The following is a 17,337-nucleotide window of genomic DNA, read 5'->3' as shown; positions in this document are numbered from 1 at the left end:
GCGGGCGTATGGCGCTATCTGTTGATTCTTCTGCCCCGGCTGCTCCGGCAGTGGCGGTGGCTTTGCCGCCCGGCATCGGGCTGCTGCGGCTGAAATTCCGGCTGCTGGCGGCCCTCTCGACGGAGCTGGCGTTTGGGGCGGCCTGGAAGCTGTTTACCACGCCGCGCCGGCTGCCGCCGAAGCGGTGGGAAGTGGCGGCGCTGGCCGGCGCCCGGCAGTTCTGGGTGGCTACGCCGCGCAGCCAGGTGGCGGCGTATGAGTGGAATCCGGAGGGTACCCACACGGTGCTGCTGGTGCACGGCTGGGAGCACCGGGCCAGCTTCTGGGGCTATATGGCGCGGGGGCTGGCAGGAGCAGGGTTCCGGGTGGTGGCGCTGGACGGGCCGGCGCATGGGGCCTCGCCGGGCGGGCGCACCACGCTGCCGGGGTTTGGAGCGGCAGTGCAGGCGGTGGCCGATGCAGTGGGGCCGGTGCACGGGGTGGTGGCGCACTCGTTCGGGGGCGCGGCCACGGTGGGTATTCCGGTGCGGTTCAACCGGGAGGCTGATGGAACGCTGCCGCGGCTGGTGCTGCTGGCGGTGCCGGCCAGCACCACGGCGGTGGCGCAGCGCTTCGCGGAGCTGCTGCAGCTACCGGCGGCGGTGGTGGCGCGCATGAACCGCTACGTGCGGGAGCAGCACGGCCGCGACGCGGAAAGCTTCAGCCTGATTCATACGGGCCGCCTGCTGCCGGTGGGCCGGGCGCTGCTGCTCCACGACCACGACGACGCGAGTATTCCGTTCGGGGAAGCCGAGGACATTGCGGCGAGCTGGCCGGGGCTGGAATTCCGGCCGACGAGCGGGCTGGGGCACAACCGCATTCTGCGCGACCTGGGCGTGATAGAGCAGGTGGCGGCGTTTCTGGCGTAGGCGGCGGGCAGCCTAGCGGCTGACTTCGAGCCAGCCTTTGTAGGTGCGGCCGGTCTGGGGGTGGCGCAGCAGGTAGTAGTAGGTGCCGGGCGCGGCTGTCTGGCCCCAGTCGTTTTGGTAGGAGCCAGTAGAATAGATGCTGCGGCCCCAGCGGGAGTAGATGGTGAGGGCCCAGCCGCTGCCCTGCAGGCCCCGAATGACGAACCGCTCGTTCTGCGTGTCGCCGTTGGGGGTGATGATGTTGGGGATGGTAAGGCAGGCTTCGGTGCCGACGCGGCGCGTGGCGGTCTGGGTACCGCAGGCGCCGGAGATGGTAAGCGAGTAGGTGCCGGCTTCGCGCACCAGCAGGGCGGTGCCGGTAGAGCCATCGGACCAGCGGTAACTCAGGCTGGGAAACGTGGTGGCGGGGGCCAGCAGCCGCAGCGTGGCGCCTTCGCAGAGGGCGGTGTCGGGGCCGAGTGTGAAGGCCGGGACGGGTTCGGCAGCGCGCACGCGCAGGGTAGCTACGCGGCTGCAGCCGCTGGCAAAGAAGGCGGTGAGCGAGTAGGTGCCGGGCTGCGTAGCCATGCTGGTGGGCGTGGTGGCCCCGGTGCTCCAGGCGTAGCGGGTGGCGTTGGGGGCGGCGGCACTCAGGCTGAGGGGGCGGCCGGGGCAGAGCAGCGAGTCGCCGAGGATGGCCACTGTGGGCGCGAAATCCCGCACCGTGTAGCGGGCCGTGCTGCTGAAGCCGCCGCCGAAGCTGGCCGTAACGGTGTAGGTGCCGGGCTGGGTGGCCGTAATGGTGGCGGTAGTGGCCCCGGTATTCCAGACGTAGCTGGCCGCGGCCGGCGTGGCGGCGGCCGTGAGCAGCACCTGCCCGCCACTGCAGAGCAGCGAGTCGCCGAGGATGCGCACGGTGGGGGCGCCGCTGAGCCGCACGAGCCAGAAGTCGCTGGTGCCGTTGGGGCCGACTACGGGTTGGGTTTTGTCGCCGGAACTATCAGAGTAGGAGGTGCCGCCGAGGATGAAGCCGCCATCCGACGTCTGGCGCAGGCTGTTGAGCGCATCGCCGTTGTTGCCGCCGTAGGCCAGGTCCCAGCGCTTGGTACCGTTGGCCTCCAGCTGCACCAGCCAGTAGTCGCCGTTGGGGCTGCGGTTGGGCTGAGTCCGGTCCCCGGAAACTCCGGAGGCAGAAACCCCGCCCAGGGCGTAGCCACCATCGGCAGTCTGACGCAGGCTGCGCAGGTCGTCGGCGTCGATGCCACCCAGCGTCCGGTTCCATTGTGGCGTGCCGGTGGCGCTGAGCTTCACCACCCAGTAGTCGTGCTGGCCCCGGCTGGGCTCCGACTTCTCGCCGGAAACCCCGGAAAAGGACAGGCCGCCCACCAGGTAGCCGCCATCGGTGGTTTGCTGCAGGCTACGGAGCTTGTCGTCGTCGGTGCCGCCGAGGGTCCGGTCCCAGAGCTTACGGCCGCCGGCATCGAGCTTCACCACCCAGAAATCGGCGGAGCGAAACGGCACGGTGGGGCCGCGGTTGGGTTCCGATTTGTCGCCGGTCGCGCCCGATTCAGAAAATCCCCCGACGATGTAGCCCCCATCCGTGGTTTGCTGCAGGCAGGTCAGCTGCTCGTTTTCCTGGCCGCCCAGCACCTGGTCCCATTGCTTGACGCCGTTGGCATTGAGTTTCAGGAGCCAATAATCGGCGGTAGGGTAGGCGCCGGGCAGGCCCCGGTTGGGCTGGGTTTTGTCGCCGCTGATGCCGGAAGAGGAGGTGCCACCCAGGATGTAGCCGCCGTCGGCGGTCTGCTGCAGGGCGCTGAAGTAGTCGAGGCTATTGCCGCCGAAGGTGTAGTCCCACTGTTTGGTGCCGTTGGCCGTGAGCTTGACGATCCAATAGTCGCTGGACTGGGTGGGACCCTGGTTGGGCTGGGTTTTGTCGCCGGAGGCCACGGACAGCGACCAGCCGCCGAGGATGTAGCCGCCATCGGTGGTTTGCTCCAGCGCCAGCAGCTCGTCGGTGCTGGAACCGCCGAAGGTGTAGTCCCACTGTTTGGTGCCGTTGGCATCGAGCTTCACCACCCAGTAGTCGGCGAGGCCCCGGCTGGGCTGGGTTTTGCCGCCGCCGCTGCCGGAGGTGGAGAGGCCGCCGACGATGTAGCCGCCGTCGGCGGTCTGGCGCACTACGGCCAGATCTTCGAAGGCCGTGCCGCCGAGGGTAAGGTCCCAGAGCTTCGCCGGAATCTGGGCCTGGCTGGCCACCGTGGAAAAAAGGAAACCGAGCACTAGCAGTGCCCGCAGCCCGGGCAGATAAGACAGTAACACCAGCGTAGTCTTGAGGGGAATAAGGACGAAGCGGAAAAGCAGCCGTCAAAACTACGGCAGATAACGCAGGTTTCAGCGGCGGCCGGCAGCGGCGGAGCTACACCGTTTCGTGACCGGCGGCGGCGAGCTGGCGCAGCACTTCGCGCAGGCCTTCGGGCTCCTGCACGAGGCGGTGGATGTGGTGGAGGTAGTCGGCCTCGGCGCGGAGCTGGCGCTTGAACTGGCGGATTTCCTGCTCGCGCTTCTTGCCGGTGCTGCCGAAAAAGCCGTTGGCACCGAATTTCAGCTCGTTGAGCTGCTGCTTGAGCTCCAGCTGCTGCTGGTGCAGGGCCTGGGTGTAGCGGGTCAGCACGGTGTCGTCGGCCTGGTTGCCGGGGGCGGCTTCGGAGAGGAGCTGGAGCAGCGTGTAGAGGTCGTTGGCTTCGTAGGCTTCGGTGATGCGCTGCATCAGGGCCGTTTTGTGCTGCCGGGCGGTGGGGTCGCGCTCCAGATCCGGGTGGTGGGTGCGGGCCAGCTGGCGGTAGAGGGTTTTGGTGTTCGACAGCAGGGCCTGCTGCTGCTCGCGGGCTTGCTGGTCGGCGGCGGCCTGGGCTTTTTCGGCTTTGGACTTGCGGCGGGTGCGGGCGTGGGCGGCGGCCTGCTCATGCGAGGCCAGGGCAGGTTCCGCATCGTCCGGAATCGGGCCGGTGGGTTCGTCGTCCTCGTCTTCATCGACGCGCCGACGCGGCCCGTATTTGCGCAGCAGGTCGACCGCGTCTTCCCCGAACCGGTCCTGGAGCGCCCGCGCATTGCTCAGGAGCAGGGCCGTAATCTGCTGTTCTTCGAGGCGGCTGAAGTAGCGCAGGAGCAGGGCTTCCTCCAGGGGCGCAAACAGGGCGCGGCGGGCCTGCACCACGGTTTCGGCGGCGGGGCCTACCTGCTGCCAGTAGCGCCGCCGGGCTTCGGCCTGCTCGGCCTGGGTTTCGCGCAGGCGCTGCCGCAGCCCTTCCACCTGCTCCACGGCCGCCCGAAACGCCTGCTGCGCGGGCGTGCCGGCCGCTTCCCCCGAGGCAGGAACGGGCAGAGCATTGGCGGCGGGCAGGTCGGTGGCGGGGTTGTGCAGGTTCATGGGGTAAAGGTAACTGGGGGATGGGGTGAATGGTAAATGAGTAATAAGAACGTCATGCTGAGCCTGCCGAAGCATCTCTACCGCTTCGTTGCACTGGCATTGGTTGCCAGAGGTAACACTGGCCGGGCTCCGCTCGGACTGACGTTCAGCTTTTTATCATCTGCCTCATCACCGTTCACTTCATCGCCCAACATCATCCAAATACCTCATACGCCACCCGAAACGTGTTGCAGTGCGCGTCCACGATGTCGCGGAGCTGCTCGGAGTAGCCGCCGCCCATGCTCACGGCCACGGGTAGCTGGTGCTGCTGGCAGAGGCGCAGCACGTATTCGTCGCGCTGGCGGCAGCCGGCCTGCGTGAGGGCCAGTTTGCCCAGCTTGTCGGTGGCCAGCACGTCTACCCCGGCCTGAAAGAACACGAAGTCGGGCTGCGTCTGGGCCAGCAGGCCGGGCAGCGTGTCGTGCAGGAGGCGCAGGTAGGTGTCGTCGTCGGTGCCCAGGTCAAGCGCAATATCCAGGTCCGACTGCTCCTTCCGCAGCGGGTAGTTGGCGCCGGCGTGCATCGAGAAGGTGAATACGCGCGGCTCCTGGCGGAATATGCTGGCCGTGCCGTCGCCCTGGTGTACGTCGAGGTCTACTACCAGCACCTGCCGCGCCAGGCTGTGGTGCAGCAGGTGCGCGGCGGCCACGGCCATATCGTTGAGCACGCAGAATCCTTCGCCCCGGTCCCGGAACGCGTGGTGGGTACCACCGGCCAGACTCAGGCCGATACCATCCCGCAGCGCCCGTACTGCCGACTGCACAGTGCCGGCCACGCTGCTCAGGGAGCGGCGCACCAGCTCGGGGCTTTGCGGCAACCCCAGGCGGCGCACTTCGGCGGCGGAGAGCCGCAGGTCGCGCACCCGGTGCCAATAGTCGGGGGAGTGGACGCGCAGAATGTCCTCCTCGCTGGCTAGGCCGGGGTCGTAGAAGTCGTGGGGTGGCGCAATGCCCTGCCACAACAGCTGCTCCCGAATCAGCTCGTACTTGGCAATGGGGAAGCGGTGGCCGCTGGGCAGGCTGATGCTGTAGCGTTCGGACGTGGCAAGGCAGGGCATAGGCTGAGCCAATACGCACCGCAGCGCCGGAAGGTGCGCTACCGGCGGAATACCGCGTGTTTTACCCCGAAACAGGCGGTGCCACAACAGAAGGCGCCAGCCGCCGAAGCGACGGATCCAAGTGTCGGCGGGGCTGGAGATAGAAGGCGGTACCTTAAAGACCAGCCTGAAAAAGGCCCGAACAACCATTCGGGCCTTTCCGGTTTTTAGAGTGCCATACGGCGCCGGTGGCGGAACCGACTCAGCGCGCTGGCGTGCCTGCTACCGTGCAGCGTAGTAAGGTTGGTGGTGCTCCCGCCGGTATCGGAGGTGGTAGCTGCCAGAATGGAGGAAGTGGTGAACAAGCCGCCCGCAAGCAGTAGCAGCGCTACTGCCGTAGTGGACAGGGACGAGGTATGGGCATGTGGTTCCATCCGAATAAAGATTCGTGGTGAGAAGACTACTCAATGGAACCTGAAGCAGGTGTGAGCCGCAGGTGTACTCGGAAAGAGGGCGCGGGCGGCATAGCAGCTAGCACTGTGTTGCGGCAGGCTACCCTGATCTGCTTGTATGCAGTTACGGAAGATTGGCAGCAGGTGGTTTGCGGGTAGCAGGCATTTGTGCGGAGCTACTGCTGTTGGGGTTGAAAATCAGAGAACTAATTTCACGCAAAAGCCTGCCCCCGACGCATCGGAAGCAGGCTTGAGGGGAACGGTGGCAGATGGAGCGCTACCGACGACGGCGCTGGTCGCGGAGCTTTTTCAGGCCGAAACCAACTCCGGCGGCCAGCAGCAGCGAAGCACCGCCGTCAATAGGAACGGCCGTGGGCTGTTGCGGGTCGGGCTCGGGGCCGCCCGAACCGGGGCCCTGGGCCTGTGCCAGGTTGGCTCCGCCGGCCAGCAGAACAAGGCCGGCAATAGCAAAAGTCAGTCGGAGGAAAGTGGCAATGTTTTTCATATAAAGCGGAGCTAGGCGGAAAACAAGGAAAAGGCAGTCGGCAGCCAAACCCCGGCCGTGCATGCACAGCCGGGGCCGGAAGACCGGTGGTTATTCAATCACGAGGCGTTTGTTGATGCTGCCTTCGGTGGTTTGCAGGCGCAGCGTATACACGCCCTGCGATACGCCGGACAGGGAAATCGAGCGGGCCTGCGTGGTGCCGGCGGGCAGCGTAGTCCGCAGCACTGTCTGGCCCAGCGAGTTCAGCAGCTGCACCTCAGTGGCCTGGCGGGCCAGAGCCGCTGGGAGGCTGACGGCAACCGTGCCACGCGCCGGATTCGGGAATACCGACACCTGTTGGCTGAGGGCTGCCGGAGCATTGGCCAGAATCCGTTGCTGGGTCAGGAGCAGCGTGAAGCGGCCAATGGCGGTGCCTGCCGCAAGCTGGAAGCTGTATTCAGGCTGAGATGCCAGATCTACCACAGTACCGGTCTGAGCGTCGCGGAGGTAGGCAAAGGTGCCGGCTGGCAGATTCTGCAGCTCCACGGCCCGCAGCGTGTGGGTGCCTGGCTGGCTGGCAGCTACGTGCAGCGCAATAGTCCGGTCAGCAGTAGTCAGGGTCGGCAGAGCATTGATGGCGAGGCGCGTCGTGGCGTTCAGCTCGCTGGCCAATACGGGCGTACTGCCGGCCAGAAGCTTATAGGCGTCCATTGTCGCATCGAATCCGGCCGTGGCATTCGGGTCAAAGTACACTACGGTTTCATCAGCTGGTCCGGCAGCCGCCCGTAGGTCGAGGCGGACGAGCGGGCCGTTGATGGCCGTACCGCGCTGGAAGATCGGGCTTGCATACGTCGTCAGGCGAGCCGCATTGGCAAAGGAAACCTGCCCATTGGTGCTGGCCGGCGTGCTTACCCGCACGAAGAACCCCTGGCCCGAGCCGATGATGTCCGTGCCACCGTTCGTGCCCGCGCCATCTGCTACATAGCTGGAATAGGTGCCGGCGTAGGTGCCTGTAGAGCGATACACATACACGGCAGCGTCTACGTTGGTGCGGCCTACCAGGTCCCAGTCAATTGGGGAAGGGTAGGGGTTGCCCAGCAGCTGCCAGCCCGACTCGGTCTGGGTGCCGCGCGACAGGCCGCTGGCCGTAACGGCGCCGTTGTTGAGCGTGCCCACGAAGTCCACGGTCTGCGAAGCCGGAATGTTTACGGTGTAGCCCCGGCCTACAACCAAGGGGCTGCCAGTGGAAGCAGGGGAGAAGAAGCCTTTGTCGAAATCCTGCGGCGCGGGGTTACCGCTGGTAGTCACGCGGGTTTCATCGTAGCCGAACACCGTGGGGAACGGCGTAACGGCGCTAGGTACAGCGGCCGTATTATAGGCCGGATTCACAACCGGCGAGTAGCCGCTGGTAGCCAAGTCGGCCACGCTGGAACCGGAAACCGGGGCGGAATAGTGGCGGTAGCCGCTGCCGCTGTTCAGGCTGCCATCAATGTAGCGCTGCACGGCGGCGTTGCCGTTCACTACGCCTCCGTTGTTCACCACGTGGGCTGTGCCGGTAGCGTTGGAAAGCAGCGTCAGGTTGCCGTTGGAAGTGAGGTTGCCGTTGAGCAGCAGCACGCGCTGCACCTGCACCGCACTGGCGGCCGTTACGCCCGCCGGGCCAGCTGTCAGGTTATTGATGAAGGTAGTGCCCGTGCCGCCGATGGTTTGGGCAGCCGGACCGGTAAAGGCAATGGTGCCCGTGCCACTACCCAGCGTAGAGCCACCGTTGTTGGTGAAGTTGCCATTCACGGTGAGGGTGCCGCCGTTGGCCGTGGTCAGGGTAGCGCCCGAGCCCAGCGTCACGCTGTTAGCCTGCTGGGCGTTGCTTACCACCGGGTCGTTGGCGACATTCGGAATGGTCACGTTGTCGGTAGCCGTGGGCACCTGCATGGGGCTCCAGTTGCCGGCCACGCCCCAGTCGGTGCTTACTGCTCCGGTCCAGGTCAGGCCCGATAGAACAGGCGTCAGGAACGCGGCCAGACCGGTCAGGTTCGAGCCGCTGCCGATACGGCCGGCCGAGGTGGCGGCTCCGCTGGATAAGTCCACCGTGTACAGGTTGTCGGCGGTAGAGCCCGCGGGCGACGCGGCCAGATACGCCGTGTTTACGGGAGCAGCTGGAGCGGTCAGATCGGCGAAAATGTCGAATTCTGCCCCCGGATTCACGCTGATACCCGTGCTGCCCTGGTCGACGTAGGTGCCCGCGTTGGCATCAGTAGAGCGCAGCAGCACGTTGCGCGCCTGGTCGTAGCCGTAGAGCGTGGTTCCAGTGGCGGCGTTGGTGTCGTTGTTGGTGTAAGCCACCCCCGACAGTGCCGGCGCTCCGTTCGGGTTGCTCAGCGTCCCGTCCGTGAGGTAGGTCGCGTCGTCCGGGTTCATGCGCAGGTTGGCCTGGTTCGAGGCCGACGTGATGCGGATCCGGTCCGGAACCGGGTTGAAATCGAAGCCGATGCTGGCGGCGGAAGTGCCCAGCGCCAGGGGCTGCAGGCCACCTACGGCACTCAGCGCGCCGGTCGTCAGATTGAGCGTGTAGAGCTGGCCTTGCTGAAGCGCGGCGTCGTAGCCCAGCGCATAGAGCATACCGTTTGCCGGCCGGAAGTCGCTGCCTACCAGTACCTGCGAGCCATTGACCGGCAGACCGGTGATGTTGACGGCAGTACGAATCACGCCGGGGTTGCCGGAGTCGAACGATACCAAGTTGCCCCCGGCAATGCCGTAGAGCAACCGGCCACTAAGTGCCGCCGAAGCATCAGCGCCGCTCAGCGCCGCCGCCACGTCCCGCACCGGAATGCCCAGCCCGATGGCGCCCACCAGCGCCGGATTGCCGGTGCCTAGGTCGAGCGAGTAGAGGTTGCTGGAGGGCTGGCCGGCGGGATTGGCCGTCAGGAAAGCCCGGTTTACGGAACTGCCCCGGTCGAAGTAGATATCCAGGTCGACCAGCGCATTGCTGCTGCTCAGTGTCAGGCCGGTGGTGTTGCCTACCGTGTTCAGGGTGCCGGCATTCGGCGGATTCTGAATCGCCAGAATGCTCAGCGCCTCATCAATATCGTAGAGGGTGGTGCTGGTGCTGCCGGGGTAGCTGTTGGTGTAGCCCACCGAGCCGATGCGCGGCGTGGCGGCCGCGTTCTGGTCGGTGGGGGCGTAGGTGAGCTGGCCGTCCGTGGCGGCCAGGGCGCCGTTGTTGGGGTTGAGGCGGAAGTCGGCGCGGTTGGTGCTCACTACCCGGATGCGGTCCACCGTCGGGTTGAAATCGAAGCCGATATTCTCGGTAGGGCCGCCCAGCTCCAGCCGGATAGCCGCTCCCAAGGACGTGGCCACCCCCGTGCTTGGGTTGATGGAATACAGCTCCGAGTTAGCGCCGGCAGTCGTCGCATCGTAGCCCATGCCAATCAGCTGGCCGGTGTTGGGGCGGAAATCGGTGCCTACCAGTGTCTGGCCAGCCGAAATGCCCGAAATGCCGACCGAGCTGTTGATGAAGCCCGGCGTGCCCGAATAGAAGCTGATCAGGTTGTTGTTGGTTGTCACGCCGTACAGCAGCTGCCCGCTCACGGCGGGGGCCGTCCGGTCGATACGCACGGCAATGTCGGTGATGCCCACGCCCGTGCCGTTGATGGCCCCGGCCAGGGTGGTAGCCCCGGTAGTCAGGTTCAGGCGGTAGAGGAACGAGATGAAGTTGCCGTTGCCGTCCACCTGGTTTACGTTCAGGTAGGCATTTTCAGCACCGGCCGACACGGTGAAGATGTCCAGGTCGGTGCTGGCGCCGGGGGCGTTGATGGGCGTGGGGTTGCCCAGGGCCGAGGGGGTGATGGGAACCAGGGTAGTAAGCGTACCACCGTTGGGGTTGTCGGAGCGCACCAGCAGGTTGCGCTGCTCATCGATGTAGTAGAGCACGGTGTTGGCCGCGCCGATAAACGAGTTGGTGTAGGCGCCCGCGCCGATGTAGGGGTTCTGCCCCGCGTTGGCGTCGCCGGCCACGAAGGCCAGGTTAGTGTCGGGGGCCGCAATGCCGCCGGTAATGGGGTTCAGGCGGTAGTTGGCGTCGTTGGTGCTGACGACGCGGATGCGGTCAACCGTCGGGTTGAAGTCGAAGGCAATACGCTCCGAGGCTCCGCCCAGATCCAGGCGGAAGGCCGCTGCGCCCACGGGCGTCGCTACGGCCGTGGTCTGGTTGATAACGTAGAGGCGGGAGTTGGCGCCGGCCGTGGCGGCGTCGTAGCCCAAGGCAAACAGCTCCCCGGTGGCGGGACGGAAGTCCAAGCCCACCAGCGTCTGCCCCGCCGTGACGCCGGTAATGGCTACGCGTGTCTGGGAAGTAGCCGGGGAGGCTAGGTTCACCGAGGTCAGGTCGGTGCCGGAAAGGCCGAACACGACCTGGGCGTTGGCGTGCTGTGCGCTCACGCTGCCCAGCAGACTTATGCCGATGGTCAGGCCCAGCAGGCGGCGGTTGAAAGGTGGAAACGGAGAACGTATGGGTGCTTTCATCACGAAGTATGTAGTGAAATGAACAAGGCCGACCCGTCTGGTAGTTGTACTATACTAATCCAATACTGGGTCAGAGACACAAGCCATACGCTAGCTCCAGAATAAACGGATTGGCAAAAAGGGTTAAAAATTCATTAAAAATTATATTGTTATATAATTATGGCGCACGACAAACATGCTTTGTACTAATGCGTTTATGCCCGGCCAGACAGGAGCGGGGCCCGTCGTGCGGGTTCTCAGTCAGTAGCGCTTGCTCATGCCGGCAGCACTACGTTTGGGTGTAAATTGGCGTAGTAGCGGATCCGCAGTGCCAGCACAGCAGCCGCGGTTGTTGCGGAGTTGCAGAAAGGAAATTGTATCGCACCCCTCTTGCCGTTGTCAAAAACCGGCGAACCGTGTGTGTCGGATGCGTAACTTCGCCGGGCAAATTCCAGGTAACTAATGATTCGTTCTGCTACCCGTTTAGCTTTAGTCACGGTACTGGCAGGGGCTGCCGGCTGCGAGAAGCCTACGCCTCCACCACCTGCTGCTGAGGTGCCCACCTACACAATCAGTGTCTTTGCGGGCACCAACAGCTCCGGCGGCTTTGCCGATGGCACCAGCAGCCAGGCGGAGTTCAACAGTCCGCAGGGGCTGGCCGTGGATGCCCGGAACAGCGTGTACGTAGCGGATTTCCTGAACCACCGCATCCGGAAAATAAACCCTGCAGGCGTCGTAACCACGCTGGCCGGTAGCGGACCAACGGGCAGTCAATACGGAGACTATGCTGATGGCCCGGGCGCGACTGCCCGGTTCAGCAGCCCGGCAGCCGTGGCCGTAGATGCGCAGGGTACCGTGTATGTAGCCGACTTTGGGAATGCGCGAATTCGCAAAATCAGTCCGGCCGGTGAGGTGAGCACACTGGCCGGCAGCGGCGTGCGGGGCGCGGCCGATGGGCCGGCTGCCGTGGCGCAGTTCAACCTGCCTACCGGCCTGGCCGTGGATGCGCAGGGTGCTGTGTATGTGGCGGATGGAGGCAATTACCGGATTCGCAAAATCACAGCGGCGGGCGTCGTCAGCACGCTGGCGGGTTCTGGCGTAGCCGGCTACGCCGACGGCTCCGGAGCTACCGCGCAGTTCCAGTATGTAACGGGGTTGGCGCTCGACGGGCAGGGGAATGTGTTTGTGGCTGACCTGCAGAACCACCGAATTCGTAAGGTGTCTCCGGCCGGTGTCGTGACTACGGTAGCGGGTAGTGGCACCAAAGGCTACACCGACGGTCCGGCGGCAGCCGCCCGCTTCAACGCTCCGGCCGGGGTAGCTGTGGATGCGGACGGTACCCTCTATGTGACAGACGGCGAAAACAACCGCATCCGCAAAATCAGTGCGGGCGGCGAGGTCAGCACGATTGCCGGCACCGGCGAAATGGGCTTCACCAACGGTCCGGGGAGCACTGCCCAGTTCATCCTGCCCTACGGCATTGCCTCCGATGCGCAGGGCACCCTGTACCTGACGCAGCAAGTCGGGTCGTACGTCCGCAAGGCAACCCGTGACTAGTGTGCTATAGCTAAGCCAACCCGCTTTCTGGCTGCCTGAGCCGGCCCCTACAATGCAAAACAAAGCGCTTCTCCGAATCTTCCTCGCGCTGCTGGCAAGTGTGTGTTGCTCTGCCGCACGTGCCCAGACGCCTGCCAACCCCGTGCAACCCTGGGGAACCTGGTTTATTGCCACCGTGCAGCTGCCCGGCAATGCAACCCACAAGTTCGGGGGCTTTGGGGAGGTGCAGGCTCGTACCAACGGCCTCTTTAAGCAGTATTTCTATAACGAGTTGAAAGCCGGGGGTAGCTACGATATCGACCCTAATTTTACGGTGACTATAGCCGGCGGGCGCTACTCCACCTCCGACTACCGCGACTTGGATGCACCGCCCCTGAACACTGAAAAGCGGCTCTGGGAGCAGCTCACCCTAACGCAGTACTCCAAACGGCTGAAGCTGGAGCACCGCTACCGCATTGAGCAGCGCTGGTTCAATTTCCGCGACGACAGCACCGGGTTTCGGCAGCGGTTCCGCTACCGCCTCAACGCGTTTCTGCCCCTCAACAATACGACTATATCGGCCGGCACGGTGTTTTTGGCCGCCTACGACGAAATATTTCTGAACCCAAAAGGCCCGGTATTTGAGCGAAACCGTGTGTATGGAGGTATTGGCTACCAGGTAAATACGCACGTTGCCGTGCAGCTTGGCTACGTCCATCAGGCCAACTACAACTACGCGGCCCGCCAGGGGCAGTTTGTTCTGCAGAACACGGCGGCCAAGAACAACATCGTCATGGCCTTCACCTACCGAATCATCCGGCCTTCCACTGTGCTGCCTGCCGCCGAGAAATTGCCTTCACAGCAGGACTAGGGAAAGCGGCTGGCCTGCCTCAGAATCCTGCGAACGGCGTAGCCCGCCTAAGCGCCGGCCTTTTCCAGTACGCGCACCTCGTCGCCTATGCGGAACACGCCCCCCTGCACAATGCGCGCCGTGAGGCCGCCGTGCCCGCGCATGGCATTGTAGCCGCCAGGGCCCAGTTCCTCCTCCATGCGGGAGCAGGGGTGGCACTCGCCCATAATTTCCAGCACCACATCGGCCCCAATCTGAACCTGCCGATTCTTCAGCGCCAGCAGATTCAGCCCGCTGATGGCCACGTTGCGGCGCAGCCGGCCCGGAGCCAGGGGAGCCGCCAGACCCAGATAGCCGGCAACGGCCGCCAAGTGCTCGTGCTGGAGCAGCGTGATTTGGCGCTTGCCGCCGGGCTTGGGCCGGGCATGGTCGCCGGTCAGGTGGCGGTCTGTTTCGGCAGTGGCTTCTGCCACGGCCAGAAGTGGCTCCCGCCGGGCGGGGCGCAGGCCGATCCATTCGATACGGCCAGTCTGGGGCAGCGTCGAGAGTAGCCGGGCAATAGTCGATTTGTCGTCGCCGAAAAAAGGAAAAGGCATGGTAGCAAGAGAAGATAACGCGAAATCCTGATACTGCCTCTACCTGCTGATAGTTGCTGCCGGCCGGCCGTGGGCTGCATCTGCCCACCGATCAGGCAAGCCGGTCCGCCGGGCGCCTGCGTGTCGGGCCGCGGAGTTTTGTGCACTTCACCGGATATACCCTGGAACAAACCGGCTGGCTTGCTAACCTCAAACGGGTTTCCGGCGTATTGGTGCAGGGTGCCGGTCTGTTCAGGCCCACGCCTTTCCATCGATATTTTGCTCTTCCCAACCATGGCTAAAGCTCCTGCCAAGAAACCCGCTGCCGCCGCCAAAGCGCCAGCCACTCCCTCTAAATCCTCTGCCGCTTCCAATGGCCATGCTGGCCCCAGCGTGCAGCCTGTTCTCAATCAGCAGTTTGATGCTCCGGCACCGCTGCAGAAGTATGGCACTGTGTCGCAGCGCCTGCCCATTGGTCTTGATGAAAAGACTCGCCAGCAGAGCGTGAACAACCTTAACCAGCTGCTGGCCGACACTATCACGCTGCGTGACCTGTACAAAAAGCACCATTGGCAGGTAGTTGGCCCTACGTTCTACCAGCTGCATCTGCTCTACGACAAGCACTATGAAGAGCAAAGCGCCTTGGTAGATACTATTGCTGAGCGAATCCAGATTCTGGGTGGGGTAGCCGTGGCTATGGCCCACGATGTAGCCGAATTGACCAGCATTCCACGGCCGCCCCGCGACCGGGAAGAGGCCCCGATTCAGGTCGGTCGGCTGCTGGAAGCCCACCAGATTATCCTCAAGAACGCTCATAAATTCGCCAAGGAAGCCGACGATTCCGGCGACGATGGCACGAATGACTTGGCCGTGAGCGACGTCATGCGTCTTAATGAGTTGCAGGTCTGGTTCGTTTCGGAGCACGTGGTAGATACGCCACTGGCCCGCACCGAATAGTACGGATGCCATTCGCAAGCGCCTAAAAAGCCGGTCCTGTTTCCTTTGCTGGAAGCAGGACCGGCTTTTTGCGGTAGGTGCCAGCTAGTGAGGCTTGTGGCGGGCCGCCTGCTTGGTTACGTGGTTTTCTTCGGCTTCTTCCACGCTGTGGGTACGCCCCAGGTCACGGTCCAGCGCCGCTTTTTCAGCCAGAATATCGAAGTATCGGTGTAGCACATGGATTTCCTCTTCCGAAAAATCCTGCGCGTTTATCAGGCGGTTGCTGGCTCCCTTATGGGCTGCTATCAACTCGTTGAGCTTGAGGTGCAGCACCAGCGAATCCTTGTTCTGAGCCCGCTGAATCAGGAAAACCATCAGAAATGTGATGATGGTAGTGCCCGTATTGATGACCAGCTGCCAGGTTTCGGAATAATGGAACAGCGGGCCGGTACAGGCCCAGAATACCACCACGCCCAATGCCAGGCAAAAGGCCAGCGTGGAGCCCGCCCCGGCTGTGATGCGCTCAGCAAAGCGGGCAAACAGGTTGGAACGGGCAGAGGCGGTGGGCAGAAAAGGTGCCATATCGAGGAAGTGAGAGTGAGGAAAAAGCGAGCAGCGGCACTGCCATCCGAAATATAGGGGCCTCATTCTGAATGCCGGGTGAGGTGGTTTGAGGCTGATTATGAGCTCACAAGCCTTGGTGACTCGGTTTGCATTGGCAAAATGCCGCAAAAAATACCTTCGCGGGCTTGCACCGCCCGGCCAGAGTCCCTACTTTTGCCCTCGCTTTACCACCTCAGTAAGGCCGAAAGGGTTGCCTTTCGCGAATGAAAACAGGAGTGCTTGCCGTCTCTGCGCACGTGGTGAAACTGGTAGACACGCCATCTTGAGGGGGTGGTGCCTTCGGGTGTGGGAGTTCGAATCTCCCCGCGCGCACTCTAACTTAAAACGCCGCTTCAGTTCAGACTGAGGCGGCGTTTTGCGTTTGGGGCGTATGTCGGCCTCACGGGCTACAACACCCCGTTTCGCTCAAACGGATTGGCGGGCACAACCAGCACCACCTTTTCGCGCTCTACCAGCACCTGGCCGGGCAGCGCGCCCTTGGGCTTACGGACAAATTTCTTGGGTGTGACAGTCACGGGGCAGAGCGAATCGTTCTGGCGGCGCGAGTACCAGGCGGCGAGCTGCGCGGCCCGCTCTATCACGGGTTCCGGCACTGGTTGTCCGGCCCGGTGGCGGACCACCACGTGCGAGCCGCTTACATCCTTGGCGTGCAGCCACAGGTCGTCTTTGTGAGCATAGCGCTGCGTGAGCAGGTCGTTGTTCTGGGAGTTGCGGCCCACCAGAATCGTGAAGCCGCTATCCTCGAATACTTTGAAAGGTAGCTCCTGGGAGGCTTTGGCTTTGGTTTCCGGCTCCAGTTGGTGCTGCTTGCGCCACTGGCGCAGCGTGCGCAGGTCCGGGTGCAGGGCGGCCAGTTCCTCCAGTCGCTCCAGGCACCAGAAAGCTTCCGTTTCGCGCCGCTCGGCCCGCTCCGCCAACTGTCGGGTTTCTATCTGCTGGTTTTTGGCCTTGCGGTAGAGGTTCTGGGCGGTACGTTGCGGGGTTTCGGTGGCTTTCAGCTTGATGAGACGCGGCTGGTTGTCCTGGTAGAAATCCACGACTTCCACCTGCGTAGCGCCGGCCGGAATCTGGCTCAGATGGGCCATGATAAGGTCGGCAGTCTGGCGGTAGCCGGCGGTGTGCTCCAACGCATGCAGGCGCGTGCGGGCCATGCCCGCACTGGTAGAGGCCTCTTCCGCCCGGCGCTCCAGCGTCTGGCGCAGCTGCCGCATTTCCAGCTCGTAGGCGCGGCGGCTAAGGGCCAGCGGCACGAAGGTCCGGAGCGCCGCAACAGGATCCGGCGGCAGGATACGCTCTACCTCGCCGAAAGGCAGCAAACTCAGGCGGGTGCGGCCTTCCAGCGTAATAACGTATAACTGCCGGGGATTTTCCAGCTGATGGACAAGTTCCTGAACCTGCTGTTCCATGGCCTCGGGCGTGGCAGAATCGTAGCCGTGGGTGCGCAGGTAGCGGGCGGGCAGGTCGGAGAGGGCCGGGTAGCGTTTGAGCGGATTCAGGTGGGGGAGCACGCCAGCCGAGCCGGGTAGTGGCGCTTCGGCAGCATGCCCGGCGGCCAGCGGCCGGATAGCGGCATCGGGTGTATAGCGCTGATGAAACAACTCAGGCGTGGAGTCGTCAGTCAGGCGGAAAATAACGTTGGGGCGGGAGCTGTAGAGCTTGAAGAGTAACGTCGCGCCGCTCCGAAAACGAAATTGCAGTACCCGGTCCTGGGGAAGTGCGGCCACTTCCTGCACCTGTTGCCCTAGCAAGTCAGGCAGCAAGTCCACGGAGTTGGCGCGGGCCCGGTGGAAGGTTTCGGGCAGCGCCAGCGCCGGAAAAGCGGCCGAAAGCTGCGCCTTCAGCCAGAACTCCACCGTGCCGTTGGTCAGCCCAATCACCAACTCATCCTTCTCCTGCGAAAAGCACGTGACTACTGAACAGCCCGCCAGTTGCCGGGTGAGGGCCGGGGCAAGCAGGCGCAGGAAATAGTAGTTGGCGTGCATAAGTAG

The 17,337-nt window shown here is 63.9% G+C and carries 13 protein-coding genes and 1 tRNA gene; 5 read left to right on the top strand and 9 right to left on the bottom strand.

The features are described from left to right. Nucleotides 1–8 precede the first annotated feature (8 nt). Nucleotides 9–908 carry an alpha/beta hydrolase gene (locus tag IC231_RS14610; RefSeq protein WP_190785240.1) on the top strand — a complete coding sequence of 300 codons (900 nt, stop codon included), beginning with the start codon at nt 9–11 and terminating at the stop codon, nt 906–908. A 12-nt stretch (nt 909–920) separates the two neighbouring features. On the opposite strand, the gene IC231_RS20360 is transcribed toward IC231_RS14610, so the two are convergent. The 6 genes from IC231_RS20360 to IC231_RS14580 all read right to left on the bottom strand — a co-directional run bounded on the left by IC231_RS20360 (nt 921) and on the right by IC231_RS14580 (nt 10,849). Continuing rightward, nucleotides 921–3,170: a T9SS type B sorting domain-containing protein gene (locus tag IC231_RS20360; protein WP_190785239.1), complete on the bottom strand. Its 2,250-nt coding sequence runs from the start codon at nt 3,168–3,170 to the stop codon at nt 921–923. A gap of 136 nt (nt 3,171–3,306) precedes the next feature. Further along, a complete protein-coding gene (locus IC231_RS14600; RefSeq protein WP_190785238.1) occupies nt 3,307–4,317 on the bottom strand; it encodes a J domain-containing protein in 1,011 nt (336 codons plus the stop codon). Between the two features lie 193 nt (nt 4,318–4,510). Further along, on the bottom strand, nt 4,511–5,413 hold the full coding sequence (locus IC231_RS14595) for a histone deacetylase family protein (protein ID WP_190785237.1): 903 nt from the start codon (nt 5,411–5,413) through the stop codon (nt 4,511–4,513). 206 nt (nt 5,414–5,619) lie between these two features. Further along, nucleotides 5,620–5,826, bottom strand: a complete 207-nt coding sequence (locus IC231_RS14590) for a hypothetical protein (protein ID WP_190785236.1) — start codon at nt 5,824–5,826, stop codon at nt 5,620–5,622. 295 nt (nt 5,827–6,121) lie between these two features. Further along, nucleotides 6,122–6,349 carry a PID-CTERM protein-sorting domain-containing protein gene (locus IC231_RS14585; protein ID WP_211539083.1) on the bottom strand — a complete coding sequence of 76 codons (228 nt, stop codon included), beginning with the start codon at nt 6,347–6,349 and terminating at the stop codon, nt 6,122–6,124. Nucleotides 6,350–6,439: 90 nt separating this feature from the next. Further along, a complete protein-coding gene (locus IC231_RS14580) occupies nt 6,440–10,849 on the bottom strand; it encodes a DUF4394 domain-containing protein (RefSeq protein ID WP_190785235.1) in 4,410 nt (1,469 codons plus the stop codon). Nucleotides 10,850–11,290: 441 nt separating this feature from the next. Between IC231_RS14580 and IC231_RS14575 the strand changes: the two genes are divergently transcribed. After that, entirely contained in the window at nt 11,291–12,385 is a 1,095-nt protein-coding gene (locus tag IC231_RS14575; protein WP_190785234.1) for an NHL repeat-containing protein, read from the top strand. 100 nt (nt 12,386–12,485) lie between these two features. Further along, nucleotides 12,486–13,235 (top strand): DUF2490 domain-containing protein, encoded by a 750-nt coding sequence (locus tag IC231_RS14570; RefSeq protein WP_211539082.1) that lies wholly within the window; start codon nt 12,486–12,488, stop codon nt 13,233–13,235. 47 nt (nt 13,236–13,282) lie between these two features. Here the strand turns inward: IC231_RS14570 and IC231_RS14565 are convergent, their stop codons facing one another. Beyond that, a complete protein-coding gene (locus tag IC231_RS14565) occupies nt 13,283–13,810 on the bottom strand; it encodes an MOSC domain-containing protein (protein ID WP_190785232.1) in 528 nt (175 codons plus the stop codon). A 273-nt stretch (nt 13,811–14,083) separates the two neighbouring features. Here IC231_RS14565 and IC231_RS14560 point away from each other — a divergent pair, with 273 nt between their 5' ends. Continuing rightward, on the top strand, nt 14,084–14,746 hold the full coding sequence (locus tag IC231_RS14560; RefSeq protein WP_190785231.1) for a Dps family protein: 663 nt from the start codon (nt 14,084–14,086) through the stop codon (nt 14,744–14,746). Nucleotides 14,747–14,830: 84 nt separating this feature from the next. Here IC231_RS14560 and IC231_RS14555 read toward each other — a convergent pair whose 3' ends face one another. Continuing rightward, complete coding sequence (locus IC231_RS14555) at nt 14,831–15,307, bottom strand: low affinity iron permease family protein (RefSeq protein ID WP_190785230.1); 477 nt, start codon at nt 15,305–15,307, stop codon at nt 14,831–14,833. Nucleotides 15,308–15,579: 272 nt separating this feature from the next. Here IC231_RS14555 and IC231_RS14550 point away from each other — a divergent pair. Continuing rightward, nucleotides 15,580–15,661, top strand: a tRNA-Leu gene (locus IC231_RS14550). A 74-nt stretch (nt 15,662–15,735) separates the two neighbouring features. On the opposite strand, the gene IC231_RS14545 is transcribed toward IC231_RS14550, so the two are convergent. After that, the gene (locus tag IC231_RS14545) at nt 15,736–17,331 is read right to left on the bottom strand and encodes an NFACT RNA binding domain-containing protein (protein WP_190785229.1); all 1,596 of its coding nucleotides are present in this window, start codon (nt 17,329–17,331) and stop codon (nt 15,736–15,738) included. Nucleotides 17,332–17,337: the final 6 nt, after the last annotated feature.

Origin of the sequence: Hymenobacter duratus, from assembly GCF_014698995.1 — a bacterium.
Taxonomy (GTDB): Bacteria; Bacteroidota; Bacteroidia; order Cytophagales; family Hymenobacteraceae; genus Hymenobacter; species Hymenobacter duratus.
This window is presented reverse-complemented; position numbering and strand designations above follow the sequence as displayed.